Source organism: Hephaestia caeni (genome assembly GCF_003550065.1).
GTDB classification, from domain to species: Bacteria; Pseudomonadota; Alphaproteobacteria; order Sphingomonadales; family Sphingomonadaceae; genus Sphingomonas; species Sphingomonas caeni_A.
Genome location: NZ_QXDC01000005.1, coordinates 23,922 through 48,812 on the forward strand (window position 1 = coordinate 23,922; position 24,891 = coordinate 48,812).

A 24,891-nucleotide genomic window follows, 5' to 3' on the forward strand; every position below is an offset into this window, starting at 1 on the left:
GAGCGTGTTTGTGCGGAGCGTGTTTGGGAAATCGCGAAAGAGCGATTTTTGAAGCGGCACCGGCCCGCTCCCCCACCCGACCACCCAATGCGATTATCCTATGGGTGGCCGGGTGGGGGAGCGGGCCGGTGCTGCAATGCGCCAAAGGCGCATCAAACAATCCCTCAAGCAATCGACAGCCGCCAGTCGCGCGGCGTCATGCCGAAGCGGCGGCGGAACGCCTTGCCGAAGGCGGACAGGTCGCCATAGCCGCAGCGCAGCGAGACCTCACCGATGTCGAGCGCGGTCTCGCGCAGCAGCCGGCGGGCGTGGTTGAGCCGGACCTGGCGGACATGGTCGCTGACCGCGAGGCCGCGCCGGTTGAACATCCGGTAGAGCCCCGCGCGTGAGCAGCCGATCGCGCGCGCGATCGTCGCGGCGGTCAGGTCCGGCCGGTCCTTGCGGGCGTCGATATAGCGGCACGCGGCGGCGAACATCGCGTCGTCGAGCGCGCCGTCCCCGGCATCCGCGCGCGCGGGGTTGAACCGGTTCAGATAGGCAAGCGTGAGGCCGCTCATCGCGTCCATCGCCGCCGCCGTTTCCTCGGCGTCCATCGCCGGCCCATAGACCGAAAGCGCGTGGAGCTGGCTTTTGAGCAGCAGCCCGAGCGGCGTATCGGGAAGCGTACGCAACGATCGGTCGCCGCCGATCGGATCGGCGCCCATCGTGCGATGGACGAGCGCGCGCGGCAAGGTGATGTGGAACGCGCGATAGCGTGCTTCCGAATAGGTCTGGGCCGCGCGGTGGCAATCGAACAGGTAAAGCCCCGGGCCGGGCCCGAGCTGCTCGCGTTCGTCGCTGCCGTGGGTAAAGCCGAACTGCCCTTCCGTGACGAGGCAAAGCTGCATGTGATCGAGCCGCCCGTCGAAGAAGCGCGACGCAGTGGGGGCACAGGAAAGATCGGTGAAGGCGATGCCGTCGTCGCCCGCGCAGGTGAGCGCCGCTGCGCCATAGCCGTGTTCACGCACGGTGTGGCGCAACTCGATGCCCGGAAACAGCGCATGCCAGAAATCGAACCGCTCGCCGGCCGGCGCGACATCGGTCGTAACGCGCGTAAAACGCGCGCCGTGCCAATCAAGCCCCCCGTCGCGGCTCACCCCTTAGCCCTCCCCAGGAGACGAAATTCTAGCGCCGCCATCGCACCCGTCAATCGTCTCTGAGACGATCGGACGAACGCGATGAAACACCCGGCCTAACGGCCGCGGCGGCGGTCGTGCCATCTCCCGGCCCATTTCAACAGACACGAGCCGGGGAGAATTGAGCCATGCCGACCTTCATCGATCGGGCCGCTACCGATCCGGTATCCAGGCAATCGACGCGGTGCCGCCGCTTCCTGCTGCGCGGCTGCGCGGCCGGCGCGCTGGCGATGGGGTTCGCGGCGACCCCGGCCAGCGCGCAATCGGTTTCGGGCGGCAACGCCACAGGCTCCAACAGCCTCGCGATCGGAACGGGCGCCACCGCAAGCGGAAGCAACAGTACCGCGACGGGGCAGAGCAGCCAGGCGTCCGAAACCGGCAGCACCGCGACCGGGCAAGGCAGCGTGGCATCGAAAATTGGAAGCACCGCGACCGGACAGGGCAGCAAAGCTTCGGGCACCGGCGCCACCGCGACCGGATCGGGCAGCAAGGCTTCGAGCGCCAACAGCACCGCAACCGGGCAGGCAAGCGCCGCCACCGGCGACAGCGGCACCGCAACCGGGGTGGGCAGCGAAGCCTCGGGCTCGGGAAGCACGGCGACCGGCGCGTTCGGCAAAGCCACGGGCGCGAACAGCACCGCAACCGGCGTGCTGAGCAAAGCCTCGGGCACCAGCAGCACCGCAACCGGCAATTTCGGGCTCGCGCTCGGCACCAACAGCACTGCAAACGGCGCCAGCGCCGCGGCAGGCGGGCTCTTCTCCAACGGCGTCACCAATGCGGGCGCGACCGCGCTCGGCGCCAACGCGCAGGCTGGCACCACCGCCGCCGGGCAAACCAGCGCTACCGCCGTCGGCGAAAGCGCCCTCGCCAATGCCGCCAACGCCTCGGCCTTCGGGCAAGGCGCGAACGCTTCCGCCACGAACGCAGTGGCACTGGGGCAGGGTTCGGTCGCCGATCAGGCGAACACCGTGTCGGTCGGCGCGGCGAGCACCGAGCGCCGCATCGTCAACGTCGCCAACGGCACCGGCGCCACCGACGCGGTCAATCTCGGCCAGCTCAATACGGCGATCGCCAGCGTGCCAATCGCCAACAACAACACAATTGGGTACGTGGCGCCGAGTGCCACCGGCACCGGGAGCGTAGCGGTCGGCACCAATGCAACGGCAAGCGGCGCCCGCAGCACCGCCACCGGACAGGGTGCGAAGGCCTTGGGTGACGGCAGCACGGCGGTCGGCGGCTGGGTCGACACCAATCTCAACGGCGCCATCGACGCCGGCGAAACGGTGGAGGCGACGGGCATCTACTCCAGCGCTTTCGGAACCGGCGCGCGCGCCAAGGGCGACGGTAGCACCGCGGTCGGGACGACCAGCTTCGCCTCGGGGATCATCAGCACCGCTATCGGGACATCCGCCATCGCCGCGGGCGAGTCCAGCACCGCGAACGGCTACAACGCGAAAGCCGGGGGCACGTTCTTCAACGGCTTCACCAACTCCGGTACGACCGCACTTGGCGCCAATGCACAGGCGGGCGCAGGCGCCGCCGGGCAGACCAACGCCACCGCCGTCGGCTTTGACGCCCAAGCCAGTGCCGCCAGCGCCTCCGCCTTCGGGCAGGGCGCCGACGCCTCCGCCTCCGGCGCCGTGGCGCTGGGGCAAGGTTCGGTCGCCGATCAGACGAACACCGTGTCGGTCGGCAAGACCGGCGCCGAGCGCCGCATCGTCAATGTTGCCAACGGCACCGTGGCGGCGGGATCGACCGACGCCGTGACGGGCGACCAGCTCAACACGACCAACCAGAACGTCGCCGCCGTTGCCGGTGCGATCACCACGCTCGACGGAAAAGTGGCAACGAACACGGGCGCAATCACCGCGCTCGGCGGACAAGTGACGACGAACACGAGCGCAATCGCCACGCTCGGCGGGCAGGTGGCGAGCAACAGCGGTGCGATCTCCACGCTCCAGGGCCAGATCGCCGGCGGGTCGATCGGTCTCGTCCAGCAAGATCCGGCAAGCCGCGCCATCACCGTCGGTGCGGCCACCGACGGCAACATCGTCGATTTCGGCGGAACCGCGGGGCCGCGTGTGCTGACCGGCCTCGGTGCGGGTGTCATTGCGGCAGGCTCGACCGATGCGGTGACGGGGGATCAACTCAACGCGACCAATCAGAACGTCGCCGCAGCGCAGACCACCGCCGACAATGCGCTGGCCAACGCCGCGACCGCGCAGACGACCGCCGACGGCGCGGCGCACGAAGCCGCCACCGCGCGCAGCGAGGCGGCCGCCGCGCAGCAACGCGCGGACGCCGCGCACGCGCTCGCCGATCGTGCGCTCAGCGCCGGCAATGCCAGCCAGGCGACCGCCGATCTTGCGCTCGCCAACGCCGCCAATGCCCAGAATGCGGCGGACGACGCGCGCGTCCGCGCCGATGCCGCGCAACAGGCCGCCGACACCGCCGGGGCCAATGCCGAACTCGCCCGATCGGTCGCCGACAGCGCCGTCGCCAACGCCGCCGCCGCGCAGCAGACCGCGAACGAAGCGCTGGCGCGCACCGATTATCTCGCGATCAACGGCGCGGGCGCGCGCCCGACCGCGACCGGCGCGAATGCGATCGCGCTTGGGTCGGGCGCCGATGCGAGCGGCGATTCGTCGGTGGCGATCGGCACCGGTGCGCTTGCCGAAAACGGCGCTTCGGTCTCGATCGGCGCGGGCAATATCGCCTCAGGCGAGGGTGCGGTCGCGATCGGCGATCCCAACAGCGCGATCGGCCGGGGCGCAGTCGCGCTCGGCGACAATAACACCGCCACCGGCACCGGCGCGGTGGCGATCGGCAGCAACAATATCGCCAACGGCGACGCGGCGATCGCGCTCGGCAGCAACGCCGTCGCCGGCGCGGCGGGCAGCATCGCGATCGGCGCCGATGCCCACGCAACACGCGCGAGCCAGGTCGCGCTCGGCTCCTCCGCGTCAACCTACACGTTCGCCGGCATCGGCTCGGCGGCGAGCAGCGCGGCGCAATCTGGGGCGGTCGGCTTCGTCACCTCGGACGCGGGCGGCAATCTCGCGCTCTCCGATTTCGGCCCCAGCGACATCCTCGCGCTCGACAACGCGCTCCGCCGCGATCGCCGCGACGCGCGCGCCGGCATCGCCGCGGCGATGGCGATGGGCTATGCGCCGATGCCCTCGGAGCCGGGCCGCACCAGCTATGCGCTCAACGGCGGGCTGTTCCGCGACGCGCAAGCGATCGGCGGCGCGATGGCCCACCGCTTCGCCACCGACGCCCCCCTCGCCGTCACCGCCGGCTTCGCCTACGGCGGCCACGGCAACAACGCACTGCGCGTCGGCGTGGCGGGAGAATTCTAGGGTCAGGACCCATTGATTGCGCGGATCGTGATGTCGCGATGCGGGTTCGTGGCGAGGAGAAGCGACGAAGGCGGGGATTTCCCCCCGTCGAGACGCGTCGACGCTGCCACGGGCCTGCATGGCGACACCCGAAGGGCGGGGCGGGAAAGCGCCGCGAGGGCGTTGCTCGATTGGGCCATAGCGCTGCTATGACCCGCACTCGCGCCTTCTCGCGCCATCTTTCCCGCCTCCGTCACGACCGTGCAATCAATGGGTCCGGACCCTAGGGTCAGGCCACCCTTTATCAGCCCTGCCGCCCTCCCCCTCCCAACAACGCATCCGCCTCGCTGCGCGTCGGCACCGGGCGCAGCACGAAGCGCGAGCTGATCGTGGTGACCCCCGGCAGCCGCCCCAGATGCTCGCGGTGCAGCCGTTCGTAATCGTCGAGGTCGCGGCAAACGATCCGCAGCCGGTAATCCTGCGCACCCGAGACGAGCGCGCAATCGACCACGCCGTCGATCGCCCCCACCGCCGCCTCGAACCGCGCGAGATCCTCCTCGATCTGCGTCCCCAGCGTGATATCGACCAGCGCCGTCACCGCGAAGCCCAGCCGCCGCGCGCCGAGCCGGGCGGTATAGCCCTCGATCATTCCCGCCGCCTCGAGCGCCTGGATGCGCCGCGTCGCCGCCGATTGCGACAGCCCCACCGCGCCCGCGACCGTGCTCACCGCCATCCGCGCGTCGGCGGCGAGCAGTTCGAGGATATGGCGGTCGATCCGATCGATTTGCATCCTTCTCGCATCCTAACACGGATCAATCGCAAATCCATGCGTCGATTTGTTATAAAGCAATCAACTTTGCAGAGATTCTTACCTCGCGACGCGATATTCTCTGCATCAATGAGAACCGCCGCCCGGCCCGCGCCTCCTTTCCTTTTTGGGAACGGCACAGGGTAAACGGCTCCGGTGACGGGGCGGTGCGTTCTCCAACGCGACGCCCGGCGATCGTCGGGGAAGCGACAGGAGAGAGACGATGCGGATCGGCGTGCCGAAGGAAATCAAGAACCACGAATATCGTGTCGGGCTCACCCCGCCCTCGGTGGCGGAACTGATCGCCGCGGGCCATGAAGTCGTCGTCGAGGCGGGCGCGGGCGCGGGGATCGACTTCGACGATCAGGACTATGTCGATGTCGGCGCCACGATCCTGCCCGATGCGCGCGCGGTGTTCGCCGCCGCCGACATGATCGTCAAGGTGAAGGAGCCGCAACCGCAGGAGATCGCGCTTATCGAGCCGCGCCATCTGCTCTTCACCTACCTCCACCTCGCCGCCGACAAGCCCCAGACCGAAGGGCTGATCGCATCGGGCGCGACCTGCATCGCCTATGAAACGGTCACCTCGCCCAAAGGCGGGCTGCCGCTGCTCAAGCCGATGTCGGAGGTTGCGGGGCGGATGTCGGTGCAGGTGGGCGCGCATTATCTCGAAAAGGAGCCCGGTGGGCGCGGCGTGCTGCTCGGCGGCGTGCCGGGCGTGGCGCCCGCGCGCGTCGCGATCCTCGGCGGCGGCATCGCCGGGGTCAACGCCGCGCAGATGGCGGTCGGGATGCGCGCCGACGTCACCATCTACGACATCGACAACGATCGCCTCGCCGAACTCGACATGTTCTTCTCGAGCCAGATCAAGACCGCCTACGCCAGCAAGGCGGCGATCGCCGCGGCGGTCGAAAAGGCGCATCTGGTGATCGGCGCGGTGCTGGTCCCCGGCGCCGCCGCGCCCAAGCTCGTCACCCGCGACATGCTCAAGACGATGAAGCGCGGCGCGGTGCTCGTCGATATCGCGATCGATCAGGGCGGCTGTTTCGAGACCAGCCACGCCACCACCCATGACGATCCGGTCTACGAGATCGACGGCGTGATCCATTATTGCGTCGCCAACATGCCCGGCGCGGTCGCGCGCACCTCCACCTTCGCGCTCAACAACGCGACCCTGCCCTTCGTCCTCAAGCTCGCCAATCAGGGCGCCGAGGCCGCGATGAAGGCCGATCCCCACCTCGCCGCCGGCCTCAACGTCTCCGCCGGCAAAATCCGCCACCACGCCGTGGCGCAAGCATTCGGCATGCCCTTCGAGGCGTGGGGCGCGAGCTGAAATCGTCCCCGGCTATCAAGCGCCCTCACCCTTCCCCCTCGGCTGCGCCTCGCGGGCCCCTTCCCTCTCCCAGCGGGAGAGGGGTGAGGGCGACCGCGCCTGAGAACGAACCTCACCCCGGATAACGCGCGTGCCCCGGCAGCGCGTTCAACCCCGCCAGCCACGCGGGCGCCTCGGCAAGCTGTACCCGGATCGTCGGCGGATCCGCATCGGGATCGTCGAAGGTCGCCGATTGCACGTCGACCTGCCCGGGAAAGATGCTTTCGCTGCGATAGAACAGCCCCGTCCCGCAATTGGGGCAGAACTGCCGCTGCACGTCGCCGGAAGAATTGTGGCTGGCCATCTCGCCGGTGACGCGCAACTTGTCGTCATCGACCACCGCCCACGCGACCAGCGGCGCGCCCGCCGCACGCTGGCAATCGCGGCACGTGCACACCGCATGCCGCACCGGCGTGCCCTCAATCGCATATCGAACCTTGCCGCACTGGCATCCGCCTTCGATCATATGCTTGCTCCTCTCGTCTCCGTTCCCTACCTGTTCACGGATGAGTCTGCCAGTGCCCCAGAGTCCGACAACGCCTGCCGATCCGCCGTACCTGAACGGCCTCAACGCCCCCCAGCGCGAGGCGGTGCTGACCACCGAAGGCCCGCTGCTCGTCCTCGCCGGCGCGGGCACAGGCAAGACGGCGTGCCTCACCGCGCGCCTCGCCCACCTGCTCTACACCCGGAAGGCCTGGCCGAGCGAAATCCTCGCCGTCACCTTCACCAACAAGGCCGCGCGCGAGATGAAGGCGCGCGTCGGCCGGCTGGTCGGCGAGGCGGTGGAGGGCATGCCGTGGCTCGGCACCTTCCACGCGATCGGCGCGAAGATGCTCCGTCGCCACGCCGAACTGGTCGGGCTCCACAGCAATTTCACGATCCTCGATACCGACGATCAGCTCCGCCTGTTGAAGCAGCTCATCACCGCCGCCGATCTCGACGAAAAGCGCTTCCCCGCCCGCCAGCTCGCCGGGCTGATCGATCAGTGGAAGAACAAGGGGCTCACCCCCGCCGATATCGACGCGGGCGAATCCGAACGCTACGCCAACGGTCGCGGCGGCGAGCTCTATGCGCAATATCAGCAGCGGCTCAAAACCCTCAACGCCTGCGATTTCGGCGATCTGCTGCTCCACATGCTCGTCATCCTGAAGACGCACCGCGACGTGCTGGAGCACTATCAGGCGCGCTTCAAATACATCATGGTAGACGAATATCAGGACACCAACGCCGTCCAATATCTCTGGCTGCGCCTGCTCGCGCAGAGCCGCAAGAACATCGCCTGCGTCGGCGATGACGATCAGAGCATCTATAGCTGGCGCGGTGCGCAGGTCGAAAATATCCTCAAATTCGAGAAGGATTTCCCCGGCGCTTCTGTCATCCGGCTCGAACAGAATTACCGCTCGACCCCGCACATCCTCGGCGCCGCCTCGGGGGTCATCGCGCAGAACGCCGGGCGCCTCGGCAAGACGCTGTGGACCGAACTCGACGCCGGCGACAAGGTCCGCGTCGTCGGCGTGTGGGACGGCCCCGAGGAGGCCCGCCGCGTCGGCGAGGAGATCGAGGCCGCCGAACGCGCGGGCGCCAGCCTCAACGACACCGCCATCCTCGTCCGCGCCCAACACCAGACCCGCGAGTTCGAAGACCGTTTCATCGCGATCGGCATGCCTTATCGCATCGTCGGCGGTTTCCGCTTCTACGAGCGCGCCGAGATCCGCGACGCGCTCGCCTATCTCCGCCTCGTCCACCAATCGGCAGACGATCTCGCCTTCGAACGCATCGTCAACACGCCCAAGCGCGGCCTCGGCGACAAGGCAATCGCCCGCATCCATCAACTCGCCCGCGCGCAAGGCGTCCCGCTCTCGATCGCCGCCGCGCGCATCCTCGACACCGACGAACTGACCCCGCAAGCCCGCCGCAGCCTCGGAAATTTCGTCGCCGACCTGGTCCGATGGCGCGACATCGCCAGTTCCTCCCCGAGCTCGCTCGGGGAGGGGGACCGCCCGGCGGCGCCGGGTGGTGGAGGGGGACCGGCGCGCAGCGACGGTAGAGGGGTAGATGGCGCCCCTCTCCCCCACCCCGAACTCGCCCAGATCATCCTCGACGAATCGGGCTACACCGCGATGCTCCAGGCGGACAAGAGCGCGGAGGCCGCCGGCCGCCTCGAAAACCTCACCGAACTCGTCCGCGCGATGGAGGAATATGAAACCCTCGGCGCTTTCCTCGAACACGTCAGCCTCGTCATGGACAACGACGCGACTACCGACGAGGCCAAGGTCACGATCATGACGATCCACGCCGCCAAGGGGCTCGAATTCGACACCGTCTTCCTCGCCGGCTGGGAAGAAGGGCTGTTCCCCTCGCAACGCGCGCTCGACGAAGGCGGTCTCGCGTCACTCGAGGAGGAACGCCGCCTCGCCTATGTCGCGATCACCCGCGCGCGCCGCCGCGCGACCATCCTCCACGCCGCCAATCGCCGCATCTACGGCCAGTGGACCAGCAGCATCCCCAGCCGCTTCGTCGGGGAACTTCCGCAAGAGCATATCGAGAGCGAAAGCACGATGTCGGGCGGCGAGAGCCTGTGGCGCGCCAACTGGTCCGAGCGCGCCGATCCCTTCGCCGACGTCGCCCGCGGCACCGGCCGCGGCCCCGGCTGGCAACGCGCGGCGGGTATCGACCTCAAGAACCCCGGCGGCGGCTTCAAGCCCCGCACCTTCACCCGCGAGCCCACCCGCATCGTCGAAGCCCGCGCCTCGGCCGTCAGCCTCGGCAACAAGGGCCGTGACGACCTCGCGATCGGCATGCGCGTCTTCCACCAGAAATTCGGCTATGGCGAAATCGCCGAAATCGAAGGCAACAAGCTCGAGATCGATTTCGAACAAGCCGGCAGGAAGCGGGTGATGGATAGCTTCGTGAGCCTGGGGTGACCCGGCCTAACCCCAGCCCCGTCATTCCCGCGAAGGCGGGAATCCAGAGCCTATGCCGCCACCCGCTCCACCTCGATCGCATCTTCGCCGGCCCGCGCCCGCGCCAGATCGTGGGCGGCCTGCATCCGTATCAGCGTGTCGGCCTGCACCCCGAATGCCTTTTCGAAGCGGATCGCCATTTCCGCCGACAACCCCGCCCGCCCACCGAGCAGGTTGCTCATTGCCTGACGCGTAACGTGAAGCTTCGCTGCTGTCTCGGTGACGCTCAGCCCGTGCGGCTCCACTAATTCAGCGCGCAACCACGGGCCGGGGTGTACCGCGAAGCTCGAATGCAGCGTGATCGTCATCAGTGATAATCCTCCAGATCGAGGTCTTCGATCGCCCCCGTCTCGCCGATGCGAAACGTCATCCGCCAGTTCTTGGTTACCGTCAGCGACCAAATTCCCGCACGGTCCCCGGTCAGCAGATGCGCGCCAAAATTGGGCGGAATCCACAGTTCTTCGACCGCGTCGATCGCGACCAGATAGGCCAGCATGTTACGCAACCGATCGACCAGATTACCTGGCAATCCCTTGGCCTTTCCCGTCTCCGCGAACGATCGCAACGCCTTGTGTCGGATATTGCCGATCTCCACGCATGGAGCCTATTCGAAGCCGCGCGTATCGTCAACCGTCAATTTACGCTTTGCAAGCCTATATCGCCGATGAACCATTACGCCACGGCGTCGGCATTCGTGTCCGCTGTCCTACAAGCCCCATTTATGCTTAACTCGCAAACGATGCTCGTCCGGCCCGTCTCGATCGCGCCTCACCCCATGCGCACGCTCCCCGCACGCCACGCCTACCCCGATCGCAAGCACGCCTCTTGGCCTAACCTTCGCCTCACCTTCCATCGCCGCGCGCCCCGCCGAACCGACAACTTTGGCGTCGTCGAAAGCCACTGCGCAGAACGCTCGCCCCGCCCGATTCCTGCGGCAATCCGCCGGTTCGCCGCACGCCCGTTCAGCCCCCGTTAGCCCGCCGCGAGATTGACTCGCCCGCATCGCCCCCGAACAAGAAGGACGTCGTTTCATGCTCAAGCCCCTCATCCTCGCCACCGCTGCCCTCGCCGCCGCCGCGGCATTGCCCGCCTCGGCGCAGTCGATCGAGGAACAGGCGCGCTTCGCCGAGGCGCAGACGCGCTTCCAGTCGGAGCTGGCGCGCTTTCAGGATGCCTTCGATCGCTATCGCGCCGCGCAGCAGCGCGACCGCGGCAACGGCTATTACGACCGCGGCGCCGCCGCGCGCGTTCCCTATCCCTCCTATGACGATCGCTATGGTGCCGATGCCTATGACCGCGACGAGAACGGCTACGATCCCGCGCGCGATTATCGCTCGGGCGCGCAATATCAGTCGCGCGTGATGCGCCCCGACGAGCGCGTCTATGCCGGCGAGGACGGCCGCTATTATTGCAAGCGGAACGACGGCACCACCGGCCTCATCGTCGGCGGCGCGGCGGGCGGCATCCTCGGCAATGTCATCGACGGCGGTCATTCGCGCATCCTCGGCACGCTTCTGGGTGGTGCTGCGGGCGCGCTGGCGGGGCGCGCGGTCGAACAGAACCAGCAGCAAGTCGTCTGCCGCTGAGGATATCCGATTCTGCGGCGCCGGCCCGCTCGCCCGGCGCGGTCTTCCTCCAACCAACACACCTGAATCGCTTGCGTGGGGGCGGCGAGGGAAACAGTGTGGCGCTGGATAGTTACGCCGCCACCCTTTCCATCCGCGAGGCCGAATGACGCTGCCCCAGATCCTCTCCGTCGTCACCCTCGTCGCGATGATGGCGATGTTCGTCTGGGGCAGGTTCCGGTATGATGTGGTGGCGATCCTCGCGCTGCTCGCAGCGCTCGCGCTCGGCATCGTCTCCCCTGCGGAAGCGTTCAAGGGCTTTTCCGACGATCTCGTCATCATCGTCGGCTCGGCGCTGGTGCTGTCGGGCGCGGTCCAGCGATCGGGGGTGATCGAAAGCGCGCAGGCCCTGGTCTCGCGCCGCGTCAAGCGCGTCAGCACCCAGCTCGTCGTGCTCACCGCCTCGGTCGGGTTCGCGTCGGCGCTGGTCAAGAATGTCGGCGCACTGGCGATGCTGATGCCCGCCGCGTTCCAGATGGCGAAGAAGAACAAGACGCCGCCCTCGGTCTTCCTGATGCCGATGTCGTTCGCCGCCCTGCTCGGCGGACTGATGACGCTGGTCGGCACCTCGCCCAACATCATCGTCAGCCGCGTGCGCGAGGATATGATCGGCAAGCCCTTCGGCATGTTCGATTACACGCCCGTCGGGCTGTGCCTGCTGCTGATGGGGCTCGTCTTCCTGCGCTTCGGCTATCGCCTGCTGCCGCGGGATCGCCGCGCGACGCCGACGATGGGCGAGGCGCTCGACGTCCAGCGCTACGTCACCGAGGCGACGCTGGCCGAAGGCTCGCCCGCGATCGACGAGACGATCGCCGAGTTCGTCGCGCGCCACGATCACGAAATCACCGTGACGAGCATCCTGCGCGCCGGCATGCGCAGTATCCCGCTCGCCGACACCGTGCTGCGCGAGCGCGACACGCTGATCCTGGGCGGCGAGCCCGACGTGCTCGAACGCGCGATCTCGCGCGACAAGCTCGCGCTCACCGGCCAGGATCGCGACAAAAAGAAGAAGAAGGACGAGAAGAAGGGCAGCGAGATCGGCGTGATCGAGGCGGTGATCAACACCGAATCGCCGCTGATCGGGCAGTCCGCCGGGCGCCTGAGGCTTCAGGAACGCTACGGCGTCAATCTGATCGCGGTGTCGCGGCGCGGCGAACGGCTGGTCAAGAGTCTGGGCAACACCGTGCTGCGCGCGGGCGACGTCGTCGTGCTCCAGGGCGCGCTCGACGAACTCCCCGAAAAGCTCCGCGATCTCGGCGCTTTGCCGCTCGCCGAACGCCCGCTGCGGCTGGGCAGCAAGCGCAAGGGGCTGCTCGCGGTGGTCATCCTCGGCGTCGCGATGGCGGCGACCGCAGGCGGATTGGTGCCGGTGGCGGTCGCGTTCTTCGCTGCCGCCGGGCTCGTCATCGCTACCGGCGCGCTGCCGGTGCGCGAGGCCTATGAACATGTCGAATGGCCGATCCTGATCATGCTCGGCGCGCTGATCCCGGTGAGCGAAAGCCTGCGCACCACCGGCGCGTCGGATCTGATCGCGACCTGGCTGTCGGGCACCGCGTCGGGGCTGCCGCCCTGGGGCGCGGTCGCGATGATCCTGACGGTGGCGATGGCGGTGACGCCGTTCCTCAACAACGCCGCCACCGTGCTCGTGATGGCGCCGATCGCGGCGGTGTTCGCCCGCGATCTCGGCTATCATCCCGATGCCTTCCTGATGGCGACCGCGGTCGGCGCGGGGTGCGATTTCCTCACCCCGATCGGGCACCAGTGCAACACGCTCGTCTGGGGGCCGGGCGGTTACAAATTCCAGGATTATGCCCGGCTCGGCGCGCCGCTGTCGCTGTTGGTGATCGCGTTCGGCACGCCGCTGATCCTGTTCTTCTGGCCGGTGACGTGATTATGCCGAGTCGCGTTGCAGTGCCGCTGCCAGATCCTGCCCGCTCGGCTGCTGGAACAGCCTGAGGCCGAAGGAACGCATCACCGCCAGCAGGTGGTCGAAGATATCCGCCTGCACCGCCTCATAATCGCGCCACGCCGTGCTGGCGGTAAAGCAATAGAGTTCGAGCGGCAGGCCGGCGGGGCCGGGCGCGAGCTGGCGCACCATCTGCGTCATCTCCTGGTTGATGCCCGGATGCGCCGCGAGATAGGCGGCAACATAGGCGCGGAACACGCCGATATTGGTCATCTGCCGCCGGTTAGGCGCGTCGCGGCCGGTGTTCCAATGTTCGATCTCCCGCCCGCGCTCGTCGAGATAGGCATGGAGCAGCGTGAAGCGCCGCGCCTCGGCGATCTCGTCGGCCGAGAGGAAGCGCACGCTGTTCTGGTCGATCATCAGCGATCGCTTGATCCGCCGCCCGCCCGATTCGTGCATGCCGCGCCAGTTGCGGAACGATTCGGCGATCAGCTTGTGCGTCGGCACGGTGGTGATCGTCTTGTCCCAGTTCTGCACCTTGATCGTGTGCAGCGCGATATCGATCACGTCGCCGTCGGCATTGTATTGCGGCATCTCGATCCAGTCGCCGACGCGCACCATGTCGTTCGAGGTGAGTTGCACCGAGGCCACCAGCGACAGGATCGTATCCTTGAACACCAGCATCAGCACCGCTGCCATCGCCCCCAGCCCCGACAGCAGCAACAGCACCGACTGGCCAATCAGGATCGAGATGATCAGCACCGCCGCCGCGCACCAGACGATGATCTTGACGACCTGGAGATAGCCCTTGATCGGCCGCTGCGCGGCGTCCGGGCGGCGGAGATAGACCTCGTTCACGCAATCGAGCACCGCGCTGAACGCGCGCGTGATCGCCACCACGACGAACGCGCCCGCGATCGCTGACACCACCGCCCGCGCCTCCGCCGGCAGATGCGGCACGACATGGATGCCGCCGCCGACGATGAGTGCCGGCACCGCACGCGCCAGCCGCCCGACCACCTTGGGGATCGACGGCATCGCATCGTCGATCGTCAGCCGGTCGAGCAGCCGGGCGATCGCGCGCAGCACGATTTGCCGCGCGATCCAGCTCCCGATCGCCGCCACCACGAACAGGCCGCACAGCCAGAGCGCGGATTCGAGGATCGGCGCGAAATCGAATGTCGTCGGAATGTAATCGGTGATGATGGCCTCCCGCATCGTCTGCGGGCGCCCGACTATCGCCTCCGCACGCGTGAACGCAACCCCGCGCTAGCCCAGATCGCCGATCACCGATTTGACCTCCATGAACTCGGCAAGCCCGTATTTGCCGTATTCGCGCCCGTTGCCCGATTGCTTGTAGCCGCCGAACGGCAGACCAGGATCGGGATTGCCGGTATTCACATAGACCATCCCCGCCCGCAGCCGCGGCACGAACGCCTTCGCCTTGGCCGGATCGCCCGACACCACCGCCGACAGGCCGTAATCGGTATCGTTGGCGATGCGGATCGCATCTTCGTCGTTCTCGTAGGGAATGATCGTGACGACGGGGCCGAAAATCTCCTCGCGCGCGATTCTCATGTCATTGCGGACGTTCGAGAACAATGTCGGCTTGACGAAATAGCCGGTCTCGACGCCCTCGGGGCGGCCGGGGCCGCCGGCCTCCAGCGTCGCGCCTTCCTCGACCCCCTTGGCGATCAGCCCCTGAACCTTCTCCCACTGCGCTTTGTTGACGAGCGGGCCGATATGCCGCCCCTCGGTCATCGGATCGCCGGTCTCGGTCGCCTCCATCACCTGTTTGGCGATCGCGACCGCTTCATCGTGCTGGCTCTTGTGGACGAGCACGCGCGTCGGCGCGATGCAGCTCTGCCCCGAATTGATCAGCACCCCCATCAGCCCGGCCGGGATCGCCTTGTCGAGCGGCGCGCCTTCGAGAATCACGTTGGGCGATTTGCCGCCGAGTTCCTGATGCACGCGCTTCACCGTATCGGCGGCGTTCTTCGCGACCTGGATGCCGGCGCGGGTCGATCCGGTGAAGCTCACCATGTCGATACCGGGATGCCGCGCCAGCGCGGTGCCGACACCCGGCCCATCCCCCTGGATCAGATTGAACACGCCCGCGGGTACGCCGGCCTTGTCGATCACCTCGGCGAAGATCGCGGCCGATCCCGGCGCTTCCTCCGAGGGCTTGAGGATCATCGTATTGCCCGCGGCCAGCGCGGGCGCGACCTTGGCGAGCACCTGGTTCATCGGCCAGTTCCACGGCGTGATCAGCGCGACGACGCCGATGGGTTCGTGCACCACCCGGTTGGCGCCGATCCGCTCCTCGAACCGGAAATCCCTGAGCGCCGCGATCGCCGCCATCAAATGACCGACCCCCGAGCCGACCTGTGCGGTCGCCGCCATCGAGATCGGACAGCCCATTTCGGTCGCGATTCGCTCGGCGATATCGGCACTGCGGTTCTTATATTCGGCCATGATCGCCTCGAGCAGCGCGATCCGCGCCTCGACGCTGGTCTGCGAGAAGCTCTCGAAAGCGCGCCGCGCCGCCGCCACCGCCTTGTCGACATCGGCGGCCGAACCGAGCGTGATTTCGGTGCAGGGCTGTTCGGTGGCCGGATTGATCACCTCGTGGCGCGTGCCGCCCTCGCTTTCCACCCAGGCGCCGTCGATATACTGCTTGGGATAGCGCTTCATCCTCGCCTCCGATTGTTCGAACATCGGGTATGTTGCGGCGGATGCCGATTCGTTGCAAGCGGCAACGCACGGCGACGTTTCCGAAGCCGGCACGCATCGAGGAGGTTCCGTGGCACGCGTCGTCCGTATCGAACACACCGGCGGCCCAGAGGTGATGCAGTGGGTCGATATCGATCTGCCCGCTCCCGCGCCCGGCGAGGTCCGCATCCGCACCACGGCGGTGGGGCTGAACTTCATCGACATCTATCACCGGCGCGGCGACTATCCGCTGCCGCTCCCCACCGGGCTCGGATCGGAAAGCGTCGGCGTGGTCGAAGCGGTGGGGCCGGGGGTGACTGGACTTGCCGAAGGCGATCGCGTCGCGACCTTCGGCCCCGAACGCGGCGCCTATGCCACGCATCGCAATCTCCCCGCCGAGCATCTCTCCACGCTTCCCGACACCGTCGATGACGCGAGCGCCGCCGCGCTGATGCTCAAGGGCTCGACCGCCCAGTTCCTGATCGAACGCTGCGCGAAGGTGGAGCGCGGCCAGACCGTCCTCGTCCACGCCGCGGCGGGCGGCGTCGGGCAGTTGCTCGCCGGCTGGCTCAACGCGATCGGCGCGATCGTGATCGGCACCGTCGGCAACCCCGCCAAGGCCGTCCGCGCCCGCAAGGCAGGCGCGGCTCATGTCATCGACCGCAGCCGCGAGGATGTCGTGGCGCGCGTGCGCGAGATCACCGGCGGTAAGCGTTGCCCTGTGATCTTCGACGGCGTTGGCCGGGCAACCTGGGAACAGTCGCTCGATTGCGCGGCGCGGCGCGGGCTGATCGTCAGCTTCGGCAGTGCAAGCGGGCCGGTCGATGGTGTCGCGCTCGGCACGCTCGCGAGCAAAGGCTCGCTGTTCGTCACCCGGCCGACCTTGTTCGATTACGTCGTGACGCGCGACGAGCGCCAGCAGGTGATCGACCGCGTGTTCGCGATGCTCGCCGGCGGCGCGATCACAGCAGGCATCGGCCGGACTTTCAGGCTGGAGGATATCGCCCAGGCGCACCGCGCGCTCGAAGCCGGCGCAACCGAGGGCGCGACGGTGCTGCTGCCGTGACGCGGGACGTTCGGTTCGGCGCAGCGGGCGATCGCTCGCTTGCCCGGCGGGCGATACGCCTCTAGTCGGCCTTCGCGCATGGACAACGACCACTCGACCCGCGGCTTCGCCCGCTTGCCCCGAGGGGTGCGCGCGGCGGCGCGCAATCTGGGCTGGCTGCTCGCGAGCCGGGGCGTGCTCGCGGTGTTGTCGCTCGTCTATCTCGGGGTCGCGACGCGCACGCTCGGCGCCGCCGATTTCGGCCGCTTCGCGCTCATCACCGGCGCCTCGCAGGCGATCGCGCTGCTCGTCGGGTTCCAGACGTGGCAGATCGTCGTGCGCTACGGGGTCGATCACCTCAACAGCGGTGACGATATCGGCCTCGCCGCGTTGCTGCGTGCCTGCGTGGGGCTCGATGTGCTGAGCGCATTGGTCGGGATCGGCCTCGCGATCCTGATCCTGGCCGTCTGGGGGGGCGATTTCGGCATCACCCCCGATCTGATGCGGGCCACCTTGCTGTTCGCGGTCGTCCAGCTCGTCACGATCCGGTCGACTCCGCTCGGTATCCTGCGGCTGCGCGATCGCTTTTCGCTCTCGGCGCTTGCCGACAGCATGACGCCGCTCGTCCGCTTCGTCGGCGCGGGTCTGGCCTTCGCGCTGCTGCCGACGGTGGAGGGCTTCCTGCTCGCCTGGGCGGCGGCCGAACTGGTGACGGCGGGGGCGTATTGGATCATCCTCGCGCGCACCGGCGATCTGGGCCTGCTCACGAGGCGCCCTCCCGCCGATCGGCGGCTGCTCGCCGACAATCCGGGGCTGGTCCGCTTCACGCTCAGCACCAACACCAGCTCCACCCTCAGCCTGTCGACCAAGCATGTGCCGCTGCTGCTCGTCGGCGGCTATGTCGGCCCGGCGGCGGCGGGCGCATTCCGGCTCGCCTTCCAGATCGCGCAGGCGCTCGCCAAGCTGTCGCAACTGCTCGCGCGCGCCGCCTTTCCCGAGATCGTGCGCGCGGTCCGCTCCCCCGCCGCGGCGCGCCTGCCGCGGATGCTCGCGCGGCTGTTCTGGGCGTCGTCGGCCGCCGCGCTCGTCATCCTCGCGATCGTCGCGGTGGCGGGCAAGCCTATCCTCGTGCTCGTCGGCGGACACAGTTTCTCCGATGCCGGGCCGCTGCTGCTCTGGCTGGCGGCGGCGGGCTGCGTCGATCTCGCGACGGTGAGTTTCGAGCCCGTGCTGATGGCGGTCCATCGCGCCGGCACGGCGATGGTCGCGCGCACCGCCGCAGTCATCGTGCTGCTGGTGACGACCGTCGCGCTGCTGCCGCGCATGGGCGAAGTCGGCGCGGGGATCGGGGTGCTTGCGGGGTCGGTCGCCGGCGCATTGCTGCTGGGCGCGGCGGTCATCCGCTACGCCCGCAGCACGCGCTCATCGCCCGACGATCAGCCGCCCCGCGCGACGAGCTGACGCACCAGATCGAGGTCGTCGGGCTTGTCGACATCGATCGCAGCGCGCCCATCCTCCGCCGCCACGACGCGCGCCGCCACGCCGGCGCGCCGCCCGAGATGCGCGACCGCGTCGGCCAGTGTCAGCCGCCGCACCAGATAGCGCAGCAGCAACCCCGGCCCGAGCCGCCGCACGATCCGCCACGGCCGCTTGCGATCTGCCTCGACGTGCCGCCACAGATCGATCGCCGCCACCGCGCGCGGGCTCGCGAAATGGAACAGGTTGCACCCCGACCAATCGCCATCGGCGAAGCGCAGATAGGTCCGCCGTGTCGCGGGCGCCGCCGCCTCGATCGCCTCGCGCCGCGCAAGTAGCACCGCGACATCGGCATCGGCGGGTACATGGTTCAGGAAATCGCGCACCCATTCGGGGCGCAGTAACGCGTGATCGGCGGTGGTGAGCAGCAGCGGCGTGCCGAGCGCCGCCAGCCCCACCGCCGCGCTCTGGCTCGGCCCCGGTGCGGCCGGCACGATCTCCGTCCCTAGCGCGCGCGCCGCTTCGATCACGGCGGGCGCCGACGCCGAGACGCCGATCCGTGCCGCGCCCGCCGCCCGCAACGCCCCGACGACGCGCGCGAGCATCGTTTCGCCGTCGATCTCGATCAACGCCTTGTCCGACACCCCGGCATAGGCCGCGACCGGATCTGGCCCGCCACGCGACCCCGCCAGCACCAGCGCGTTGAAGCTCACCGCGATCCGGCCGTCCGCCAGACGCGCCACAGCACGCCGGGCGCGGCAAGGATCGGATGGCGCTCGCGCCACGGCGTCAGCGCGATCGCGAGCCCGGTATGCCGCTCGATCTTCCATAGCGCATAGCGCGCGGCGCCGTCGAAGGTGAACGCCGCCTTGAGCAATCGCGCGAAATTGAGCGGCTTGCCCATCCGCCGCCGCGCCTTCCACGCCCGTTTGAGCGCGCGCGCTCGATCGGGTGCAAGCCGAGGCTTCAGTCCTTCATCGCCGGCCTCGAAGCCGATCCCGGCTACCTCCCACGCCGCGGGCAACAAGGCATCGAAGTGTTTGGGATCGAAGGTAAGAATCTGATCCTCCCTGCCCTTCTTCTCGACCCGGAACTCGGTGCGATAGGTTTCGGCGAACAGCGCTTTCCAGAAGGCCCGCGGCGCGCCCTCGGTCGGCCCGAGCATCGCCGCGAAGCCCGCCGCCGTCACCGCCGCCGCCGCCACGGCGGCACGCACGCGCGTCGCGCTGGCGTCATCGCGGACCCACACCAGCGCCGAGGGCTGGACGAACCGCGCCCATATTGTCGTGTCGAGCGTCTCCCCGGCGGCGGCGCGCGCGAAAATATCGAGCGGCATCGTCGCCACCTTGGCGCGGATCGTCTCGCCGCCCACCGCGATCTCGTGATAGCTGACCTCGGGCCACAGCCAGCGGTTCGCCAGCCGGCGCACCCTGCCCCCGCCCACGCGCTCGGTCAGCACGTAGAAATCGATCACGCCCGAAAGGTCGCCGGTCCGCAACACCGATCCGTAGAACAGCACCGCGACGCCGCCCGCCGCCTCGGCCAGGAGGCGCGCGGCGGTAGCAACGGCTGGCGGGGTCTCGACGCCGAGTTCGTGCGTGACAAGGGCGCCGAGCGCCGTCACGGCACCGCGAAATCGATCGGCGCCCCTGCGCGGACGGTGATGTCGCCGCCCCGGTATAGTTCGCCGTCGAGAATGAACCCGCCTTCGAGCGACAGGTCGAACGCGTGCAGATCGGCGCGACGATAGCCCGCGCGATCGAGCGACGCCGCCTCGGAGCCCGCGAGCAGCGCAGGCACCGTCAGCGCCATCCGCTTGGGCGGCGCATCGACCGCGAGCAGCTTCAGCCCCGCGCGGCGGCGACCGAATGGCTTGAGGTGCAGCGGCAACCGCTCGAGCGTCGAGGCGAACAGCAGGTAGAACGACCGGTCGACAAGACGGTCACCGTCGGCCTTGAGCCGCATCCGTTCGCCCACGCGCCACGGATTGGTTGCGGTCCCGAACAAGGTCTGCGCGATGCCGAGCGCCAGCGACAGGCCGACCGCAAGACCGTTGAACGCGCCGAAGCGATGCGTGCGCTGCGCCACCTTCGTCGCGCGCACGAACGCCCCTGCGCCGAACAGGAACCCGCGCACATCGGGCTGGCCGCCGCCGTCGCGATAGATTTCGATCGGGGCGCGGCGAACGAACTGGCCGCGCGCCGCCGCCTCGACGACATCGGCCACGGCCCAGTCGAGCGGCACGCCGAGATCGAGCGCGAGCGCGTTGGTCTTGCCCGAGGGCAGGATCGCCATGCGCGGCATCCGATCGCCGAACGCCGCCGGTGCCGCGCTGATCACGTCGCGCACGGTGCCGTCCCCGCCATCGACGACGAGCAGGTCGACGCCTTCGGCCGCGAACCGTTCGAGCGTCTCGTTGAGCGCGGGCCAGCTCGCCGGGGTCTCGAACCGCACGTCGCCGGGTAGCTCGAGCACGCGGCGCGCGCGCGCGCGGTTGCGGTGGCTCTTGGGGTTGCTGACCACGCCGACACGCGGCAGCGGGTGCAGCCCCGGCGCGAGCACGACCGGCGAAGGTCGCGACAGCACCAGGGGGCGCACCACGCGATCGTCATGGCGCGCGCGCGCGATCAGCGCGCCGCCGTCAAATCGCGCATAAGCGTGAGGTCCATTGCTCAAGAATCAACCGCCTGTATCATGATTGTCACCGTTCCCACATACGCTACGGTGGGAGCGCTCGTTCCTTGGCCTAAGAAATGGGCGGGATTACGGCCATTGACAAGACCGGGCGCGGCCGCCCGCCACTCCAGGGCCGATCGACATTCAGTTCAGGTTGAGTCGAAAATGGTGGTTTTCCGTGACCCGGAGCGCAGCGTACTTTCAGTACGTGAGCACCGGAAGCGCGGGAAACCGCCATTTGCAGGCCGATATGGACTGAATGTCGATCGACCCTAGCGTGCGTAGCGCATCCTGATCCGTATCGTCGTGCCGCCCTCGGGCACGACGAAACGCACCTTGGCGAACGACGGCAGCCCGAACGTCGTCGGCGCGTCGTTCGAAAAGCCAAAACCCTCCTTCGGCGTGGTCAGCGTGCGGTTGAACTTCCGGTCGCCATTCTCGTCATGATAGATCGCGACCGCATAATGGCCCGGCGTCACCCAGAAGCACGCCGAGGTGCGCGGCGCGATCGATGCCGTCCGCACGCGGCCCGCCTTGCCGCCCTTGGCGAGGAAGCGGCTCTTGTCGTCGTCGTAGAGCGTGAAGGCGACTTCGCCGGCCGCGCTGCGCACGCCCTCGGCGACGACCGTCAGCTTGGCCTTGCCCGTGCCGGCCACGCCGTCGCACGCATCCGCGGCGCGCGCGGGCTGGGTCGCCAGCGCGATCGCCGCAAAGCCCCCCAGCATAACCACCAACCGATGCACGCGCACGTCAACCTCCTCGTGCCGACGACGTCGTGCCGTCGGCGTCAGGCGAGCCAGCTCCTGATCTCGTGCCCGCTCGCTTTCTCCTCCACGGCCTGGAAGAGTCGGACGAGATGGACGACGAGCGAGATCAGCGTCCAGCCCGCAACCGCGATGATCCCCCAATCGGGCCGGCCGATCAGCAGCAGCGCGAACAGGATCACCATGTTGGGATTGCGGCGCGCCGTGATCAGCCGGAACCGGCTGTCGAATCGGCGCCATACATGGATATGCATCCCGAAACGTACGATGAACGCGCCCTCGATCAGCCGCTGCGCGACGTAGCCGAACAGCATCGTGCCGATCACTGCCCAGAACATCGTATCGCTCAAGGGACGTCCATAGGCGGCGCAACCGACCGCCCAGGCCCACCACCAGATCGGCGGATGGACCAGATCGACCCCGTGATCCCAGGCATTGCCCAGCGCCGACGAGGTGATCGTGCACCGCGCCAGCTTTCCGTCGACGGTGTCGAGCACCATGAACGCAAGGCCGGTGGCGAGCCCGGTCCAGAACCAGCCGGTCCAGAAGGCGATCGTGGCGACGATGCACAGCAGCGATCCGACCGCAGTGACCTGGTTGGGCGATATGCCGAACCGCGCGGCAAGACGCGTCAGGTGGAACGCCCAGGTCGGCCACAGATATTTGGTGAGCAGATCGGTGACGCCCTTGTACGCACCCGCATAACTCGCGCGCTCGATCGCGGGGACGTTCTCGGGCACCAGCCGCTCGGCGAACGGCCGCTCGCGCTTGCGCAGCGCCTCGTTGAAGATGCCCGCTTCGTCCTCGGCGGGCAGCAGCGTCAGCCCACCGGCCGGCCGCAACCGCTTGCGCGCCTGCATCGCCGCGATCACCGCGCTCCCTTGCGCGTCGGTGGCGACATGCGCGAGCACGGGCACCCCGTCGCGCGTCACCACCGTACCGGGCTTGTCGGCGAGATGCGCCACCCACGCGGGGTCGAACACATAATCGAGGCTGGCAAGCAGCACGTTGCCCGGCGCGGCGGCATCGAAGGCGAGCTTGTGCGCGGCGGCGATGCGCCGCAGCCGTTCGCGCGCGGTCATGCCCCAAAGGAGCGTCGGATTGTCGCCGATCGGCAGAATCGCCGCGGCCGCTTGTGGGATTGCTGTAGTCATTGCGCGGCGCGATAGGCCTGTTGAGCGAGCGCGTCGAGGATGACTCGGGCAGCGCGTGCCGCCGCCGCGCCGCTCGCATCGCCAAGTTGCGCCCCGGCGAACGCCTGTTGCGCCGCGTCGAACCCGCCGTGAAGCGCTGGCGCACGGCCAAGCGCCGCATCGAGCGCCTCGATATCGGTCACCACCTCGCCCGCCGCCCACATCGCGTAGGAGGGATCGTCATGCCACGCGACACCGAGCGGATCGAGGAAGACGCACGGCCGCGGCCGCATCAGGAATTCGACGACCTGGCTCGACGTATCGCCAAGATAGATATCCGCCGCAGCGGTATAGCTGCCGTCGACCATCGCGAAGCTGTCGAGATCACAATGAACGTTGGAAAGCCCCGCGATTCGGTGGGCGACCTCGCGAACCTCGGGCGCCTTCTCCACCAGCCGCTGATGCGGCGCGAAGATCAGATTGTAGCGCCCGCTCGCCAGCACGGTCTCGATCGCCGCCACCCCCCATTGCCACCACGATGAGCGGTGCTGCTGCCAGTGTGGTGCATAAAGCACGATCGGCCGCGCGTCGGCGAACAGCGCGCGCGCCGCGCTGCGATGGCGGAACGCGGCCTTGACGTAGCCGATCGGGACAACCGAAGCCGGATCGACCCCGTGCGCGGCCAGCGCCGCGCGCTCGCCTTCCGCCGGCACCAGTGTCTTCCACGCCGCTTTGCGCCGCTTGTCGCCCCGCGTCATCATCGTGCCCGCGCCGTGGAGCGTGTTGATGAACTTCGGCCGCATCGGCAGCAGCCGCGGCAGCCACAGGCTGGTCTGCTCGGCCGACACCACCAGCGCCGCGCGGTTGAGCCGCGGCGCGAGCCGCAGCAGCATCGGCAGCTTGCCCGGTAGCGGCGGATTGCGGCCATTCTCATAGCCTGCCAGCAACCGGAAACCCGGCGCGCGCCGAATCCGCACCGACGCGATCCCCGCGTCGCTGATCCAGCCCCCGATCAAATCCTCGTGGAGCGACGTCGATACCCACAGATCGATCGGCAGATCGGGCGCCGCCTCGGCCAGCGCCTCCACGATCGGGTAAAGATGTGGGATAAGCAGCGTTTCGCCGAGAAAGAGGAAAGCGACGGGGCGTGTCACGCGTGGCGATGCCCGCGCGTCCAGCGGGCGATATCGGCGGGGCGATCGATCTCCTGCCACACCCCCGGCTGCCGCAAAATCGCGCCAACGCCGGCCGTCCCGGCCAGCCAGTCGACGATATCGTGATGATAGGATTGCGTCCCGTCGGGCGCGGCGATCACCTCGTCGAGCGCACGGCGATAGGCCGCCGCATCCTCGTCGCGCGGCGCCAGCACCACGCCGAGCGAGCGGTGCGTGGCATGCTCGGCCGAGAGCGTCTTGGCGACCGCGCGCACCCGCCCGTCGCTCGCCTCGACCAGCATGTCGTCCTGCTCGTGCCCCTTGAGCGGCTCGACGAGCAGCCCCAGCCCCGCGCCCGCATCGCGAATCGCGCCCGCGATCACCGGCGGCTCGAACACCGTGTCGCCGTTCATCAGCACGAACGGCCCATCGAGATGGTCGCGCGCCGCCCACACGCTGCCGATGCTGCTCGCGACGCGCCAGAACGGGTTGTAGACGAGATCGACCGGCAGCGGCGGCGCGGCAGCATCGAGATGCGCGCCCACCCGCCGCGCGCGATAGCCGACCACCACCACCGCTCGTGTCACCCCCGCCCCCGCCAGCGCGGCGAGTTGCCAGTCGAGAATCGACCGTCCATCGACTTCGACCAGACACTTGGGCATATCGCGCGTCAGCGGTAGCAGACGCGAGCCGTTGCCGGCGCTCAGGACGATTCCCTTCATGCGGGTTTCCTAGAGTCTGTGT

The 24,891-nt window shown here is 68.5% G+C and carries 21 protein-coding genes; 7 read left to right on the forward strand and 14 right to left on the reverse strand.

Annotated features, from left to right (window positions below):
* Nucleotides 1-164 precede the first annotated feature (164 nt).
* Complete coding sequence (locus DFR49_RS19175) at nt 165-1,136, reverse strand: helix-turn-helix transcriptional regulator (protein WP_119037340.1); 972 nt, start codon at nt 1,134-1,136, stop codon at nt 165-167.
* 167 nt (nt 1,137-1,303) lie between these two features.
* Between DFR49_RS19175 and DFR49_RS19180 the strand changes: the two genes are divergently transcribed.
* Nucleotides 1,304-4,534: a beta strand repeat-containing protein gene (locus DFR49_RS19180; protein WP_119037341.1), complete on the forward strand. Its 3,231-nt coding sequence runs from the start codon at nt 1,304-1,306 to the stop codon at nt 4,532-4,534.
* A gap of 283 nt (nt 4,535-4,817) precedes the next feature.
* On the opposite strand, the gene DFR49_RS19185 is transcribed toward DFR49_RS19180, so the two are convergent.
* Nucleotides 4,818-5,303, reverse strand: a complete 486-nt coding sequence (locus DFR49_RS19185; RefSeq protein WP_245968653.1) for an Lrp/AsnC family transcriptional regulator — start codon at nt 5,301-5,303, stop codon at nt 4,818-4,820.
* A 241-nt stretch (nt 5,304-5,544) separates the two neighbouring features.
* Between DFR49_RS19185 and ald the strand changes: the two genes are divergently transcribed.
* Entirely contained in the window at nt 5,545-6,654 is a 1,110-nt protein-coding gene (gene ald, locus DFR49_RS19190; protein ID WP_119037342.1) for an alanine dehydrogenase, read from the forward strand.
* A 112-nt stretch (nt 6,655-6,766) separates the two neighbouring features.
* Here the strand turns inward: ald and DFR49_RS19195 are convergent, their stop codons facing one another.
* Nucleotides 6,767-7,159, reverse strand: coding sequence for a GFA family protein (locus tag DFR49_RS19195; protein WP_119037343.1), 393 nt, complete (start codon nt 7,157-7,159; stop codon nt 6,767-6,769).
* Between the two features lie 40 nt (nt 7,160-7,199).
* Between DFR49_RS19195 and DFR49_RS19200 the strand changes: the two genes are divergently transcribed.
* The gene (locus DFR49_RS19200) at nt 7,200-9,617 is read left to right on the forward strand and encodes an ATP-dependent helicase (RefSeq protein WP_119037344.1); all 2,418 of its coding nucleotides are present in this window, start codon (nt 7,200-7,202) and stop codon (nt 9,615-9,617) included.
* A gap of 50 nt (nt 9,618-9,667) precedes the next feature.
* On the opposite strand, the gene DFR49_RS19205 is transcribed toward DFR49_RS19200, so the two are convergent.
* Together DFR49_RS19205 and DFR49_RS19210 are read right to left on the reverse strand one after the other, a co-directional pair.
* Nucleotides 9,668-9,964 (reverse strand): HigA family addiction module antitoxin, encoded by a 297-nt coding sequence (locus DFR49_RS19205; protein WP_119037345.1) that lies wholly within the window; start codon nt 9,962-9,964, stop codon nt 9,668-9,670.
* A complete protein-coding gene (locus DFR49_RS19210) occupies nt 9,964-10,251 on the reverse strand; it encodes a type II toxin-antitoxin system RelE/ParE family toxin (RefSeq protein ID WP_119037346.1) in 288 nt (95 codons plus the stop codon). The genes DFR49_RS19205 and DFR49_RS19210 overlap by 1 nt, the downstream gene beginning before the upstream one ends.
* 436 nt (nt 10,252-10,687) lie before the next feature.
* Here DFR49_RS19210 and DFR49_RS19215 point away from each other — a divergent pair, with 436 nt between their 5' ends.
* Both DFR49_RS19215 and DFR49_RS19220 read left to right on the forward strand, forming a co-directional pair.
* Nucleotides 10,688-11,242, forward strand: a complete 555-nt coding sequence (locus DFR49_RS19215) for a glycine zipper 2TM domain-containing protein (protein ID WP_119037347.1) — start codon at nt 10,688-10,690, stop codon at nt 11,240-11,242.
* 145 nt (nt 11,243-11,387) lie between these two features.
* Entirely contained in the window at nt 11,388-13,172 is a 1,785-nt protein-coding gene (locus tag DFR49_RS19220; RefSeq protein WP_119037348.1) for an SLC13 family permease, read from the forward strand.
* Here the strand turns inward: DFR49_RS19220 and DFR49_RS19225 are convergent, their stop codons facing one another.
* Together DFR49_RS19225 and DFR49_RS19230 are read right to left on the reverse strand one after the other, a co-directional pair.
* Nucleotides 13,173-14,405, reverse strand: a complete 1,233-nt coding sequence (locus DFR49_RS19225; RefSeq protein ID WP_119037349.1) for a mechanosensitive ion channel family protein — start codon at nt 14,403-14,405, stop codon at nt 13,173-13,175.
* A gap of 51 nt (nt 14,406-14,456) precedes the next feature.
* Nucleotides 14,457-15,881 (reverse strand): aldehyde dehydrogenase family protein, encoded by a 1,425-nt coding sequence (locus DFR49_RS19230; RefSeq protein WP_119037521.1) that lies wholly within the window; start codon nt 15,879-15,881, stop codon nt 14,457-14,459.
* Between the two features lie 109 nt (nt 15,882-15,990).
* Between DFR49_RS19230 and DFR49_RS19235 the strand changes: the two genes are divergently transcribed.
* Both DFR49_RS19235 and DFR49_RS19240 read left to right on the forward strand, forming a co-directional pair.
* Entirely contained in the window at nt 15,991-16,965 is a 975-nt protein-coding gene (locus DFR49_RS19235; RefSeq protein WP_245968654.1) for a quinone oxidoreductase family protein, read from the forward strand.
* Nucleotides 16,966-17,043: 78 nt separating this feature from the next.
* Nucleotides 17,044-18,405 carry a lipopolysaccharide biosynthesis protein gene (locus DFR49_RS19240; protein ID WP_119037351.1) on the forward strand — a complete coding sequence of 454 codons (1,362 nt, stop codon included), beginning with the start codon at nt 17,044-17,046 and terminating at the stop codon, nt 18,403-18,405.
* Here the strand turns inward: DFR49_RS19240 and DFR49_RS19245 are convergent.
* The 7 genes from DFR49_RS19245 to DFR49_RS19275 form a co-directional block, all read right to left on the reverse strand.
* Entirely contained in the window at nt 18,381-19,163 is a 783-nt protein-coding gene (locus tag DFR49_RS19245; protein WP_170151066.1) for a nucleotidyltransferase family protein, read from the reverse strand. The genes DFR49_RS19240 and DFR49_RS19245 overlap by 25 nt on opposite strands.
* Nucleotides 19,130-20,044 (reverse strand): hypothetical protein, encoded by a 915-nt coding sequence (locus DFR49_RS19250; protein WP_119037353.1) that lies wholly within the window; start codon nt 20,042-20,044, stop codon nt 19,130-19,132. Before DFR49_RS19250 ends, DFR49_RS19245 begins: the two co-directional genes overlap by 34 nt.
* A complete protein-coding gene (locus DFR49_RS19255; RefSeq protein WP_119037354.1) occupies nt 20,041-21,096 on the reverse strand; it encodes a diacylglycerol/lipid kinase family protein in 1,056 nt (351 codons plus the stop codon). Before DFR49_RS19255 ends, DFR49_RS19250 begins: the two co-directional genes overlap by 4 nt.
* Nucleotides 21,097-21,368: 272 nt before the next feature.
* Entirely contained in the window at nt 21,369-21,845 is a 477-nt protein-coding gene (locus DFR49_RS19260) for a DUF2141 domain-containing protein (protein WP_245968655.1), read from the reverse strand.
* Nucleotides 21,846-21,883: 38 nt separating this feature from the next.
* A complete protein-coding gene (locus DFR49_RS19265; protein WP_119037356.1) occupies nt 21,884-23,014 on the reverse strand; it encodes a CDP-alcohol phosphatidyltransferase family protein in 1,131 nt (376 codons plus the stop codon).
* Nucleotides 23,011-24,147, reverse strand: a complete 1,137-nt coding sequence (locus DFR49_RS19270) for a hypothetical protein (protein ID WP_119037357.1) — start codon at nt 24,145-24,147, stop codon at nt 23,011-23,013. Before DFR49_RS19270 ends, DFR49_RS19265 begins: the two co-directional genes overlap by 4 nt.
* Nucleotides 24,144-24,869 (reverse strand): phosphocholine cytidylyltransferase family protein, encoded by a 726-nt coding sequence (locus DFR49_RS19275; protein ID WP_119037358.1) that lies wholly within the window; start codon nt 24,867-24,869, stop codon nt 24,144-24,146. The genes DFR49_RS19270 and DFR49_RS19275 overlap by 4 nt, the downstream gene beginning before the upstream one ends.
* Nucleotides 24,870-24,891 lie beyond the last annotated feature (22 nt).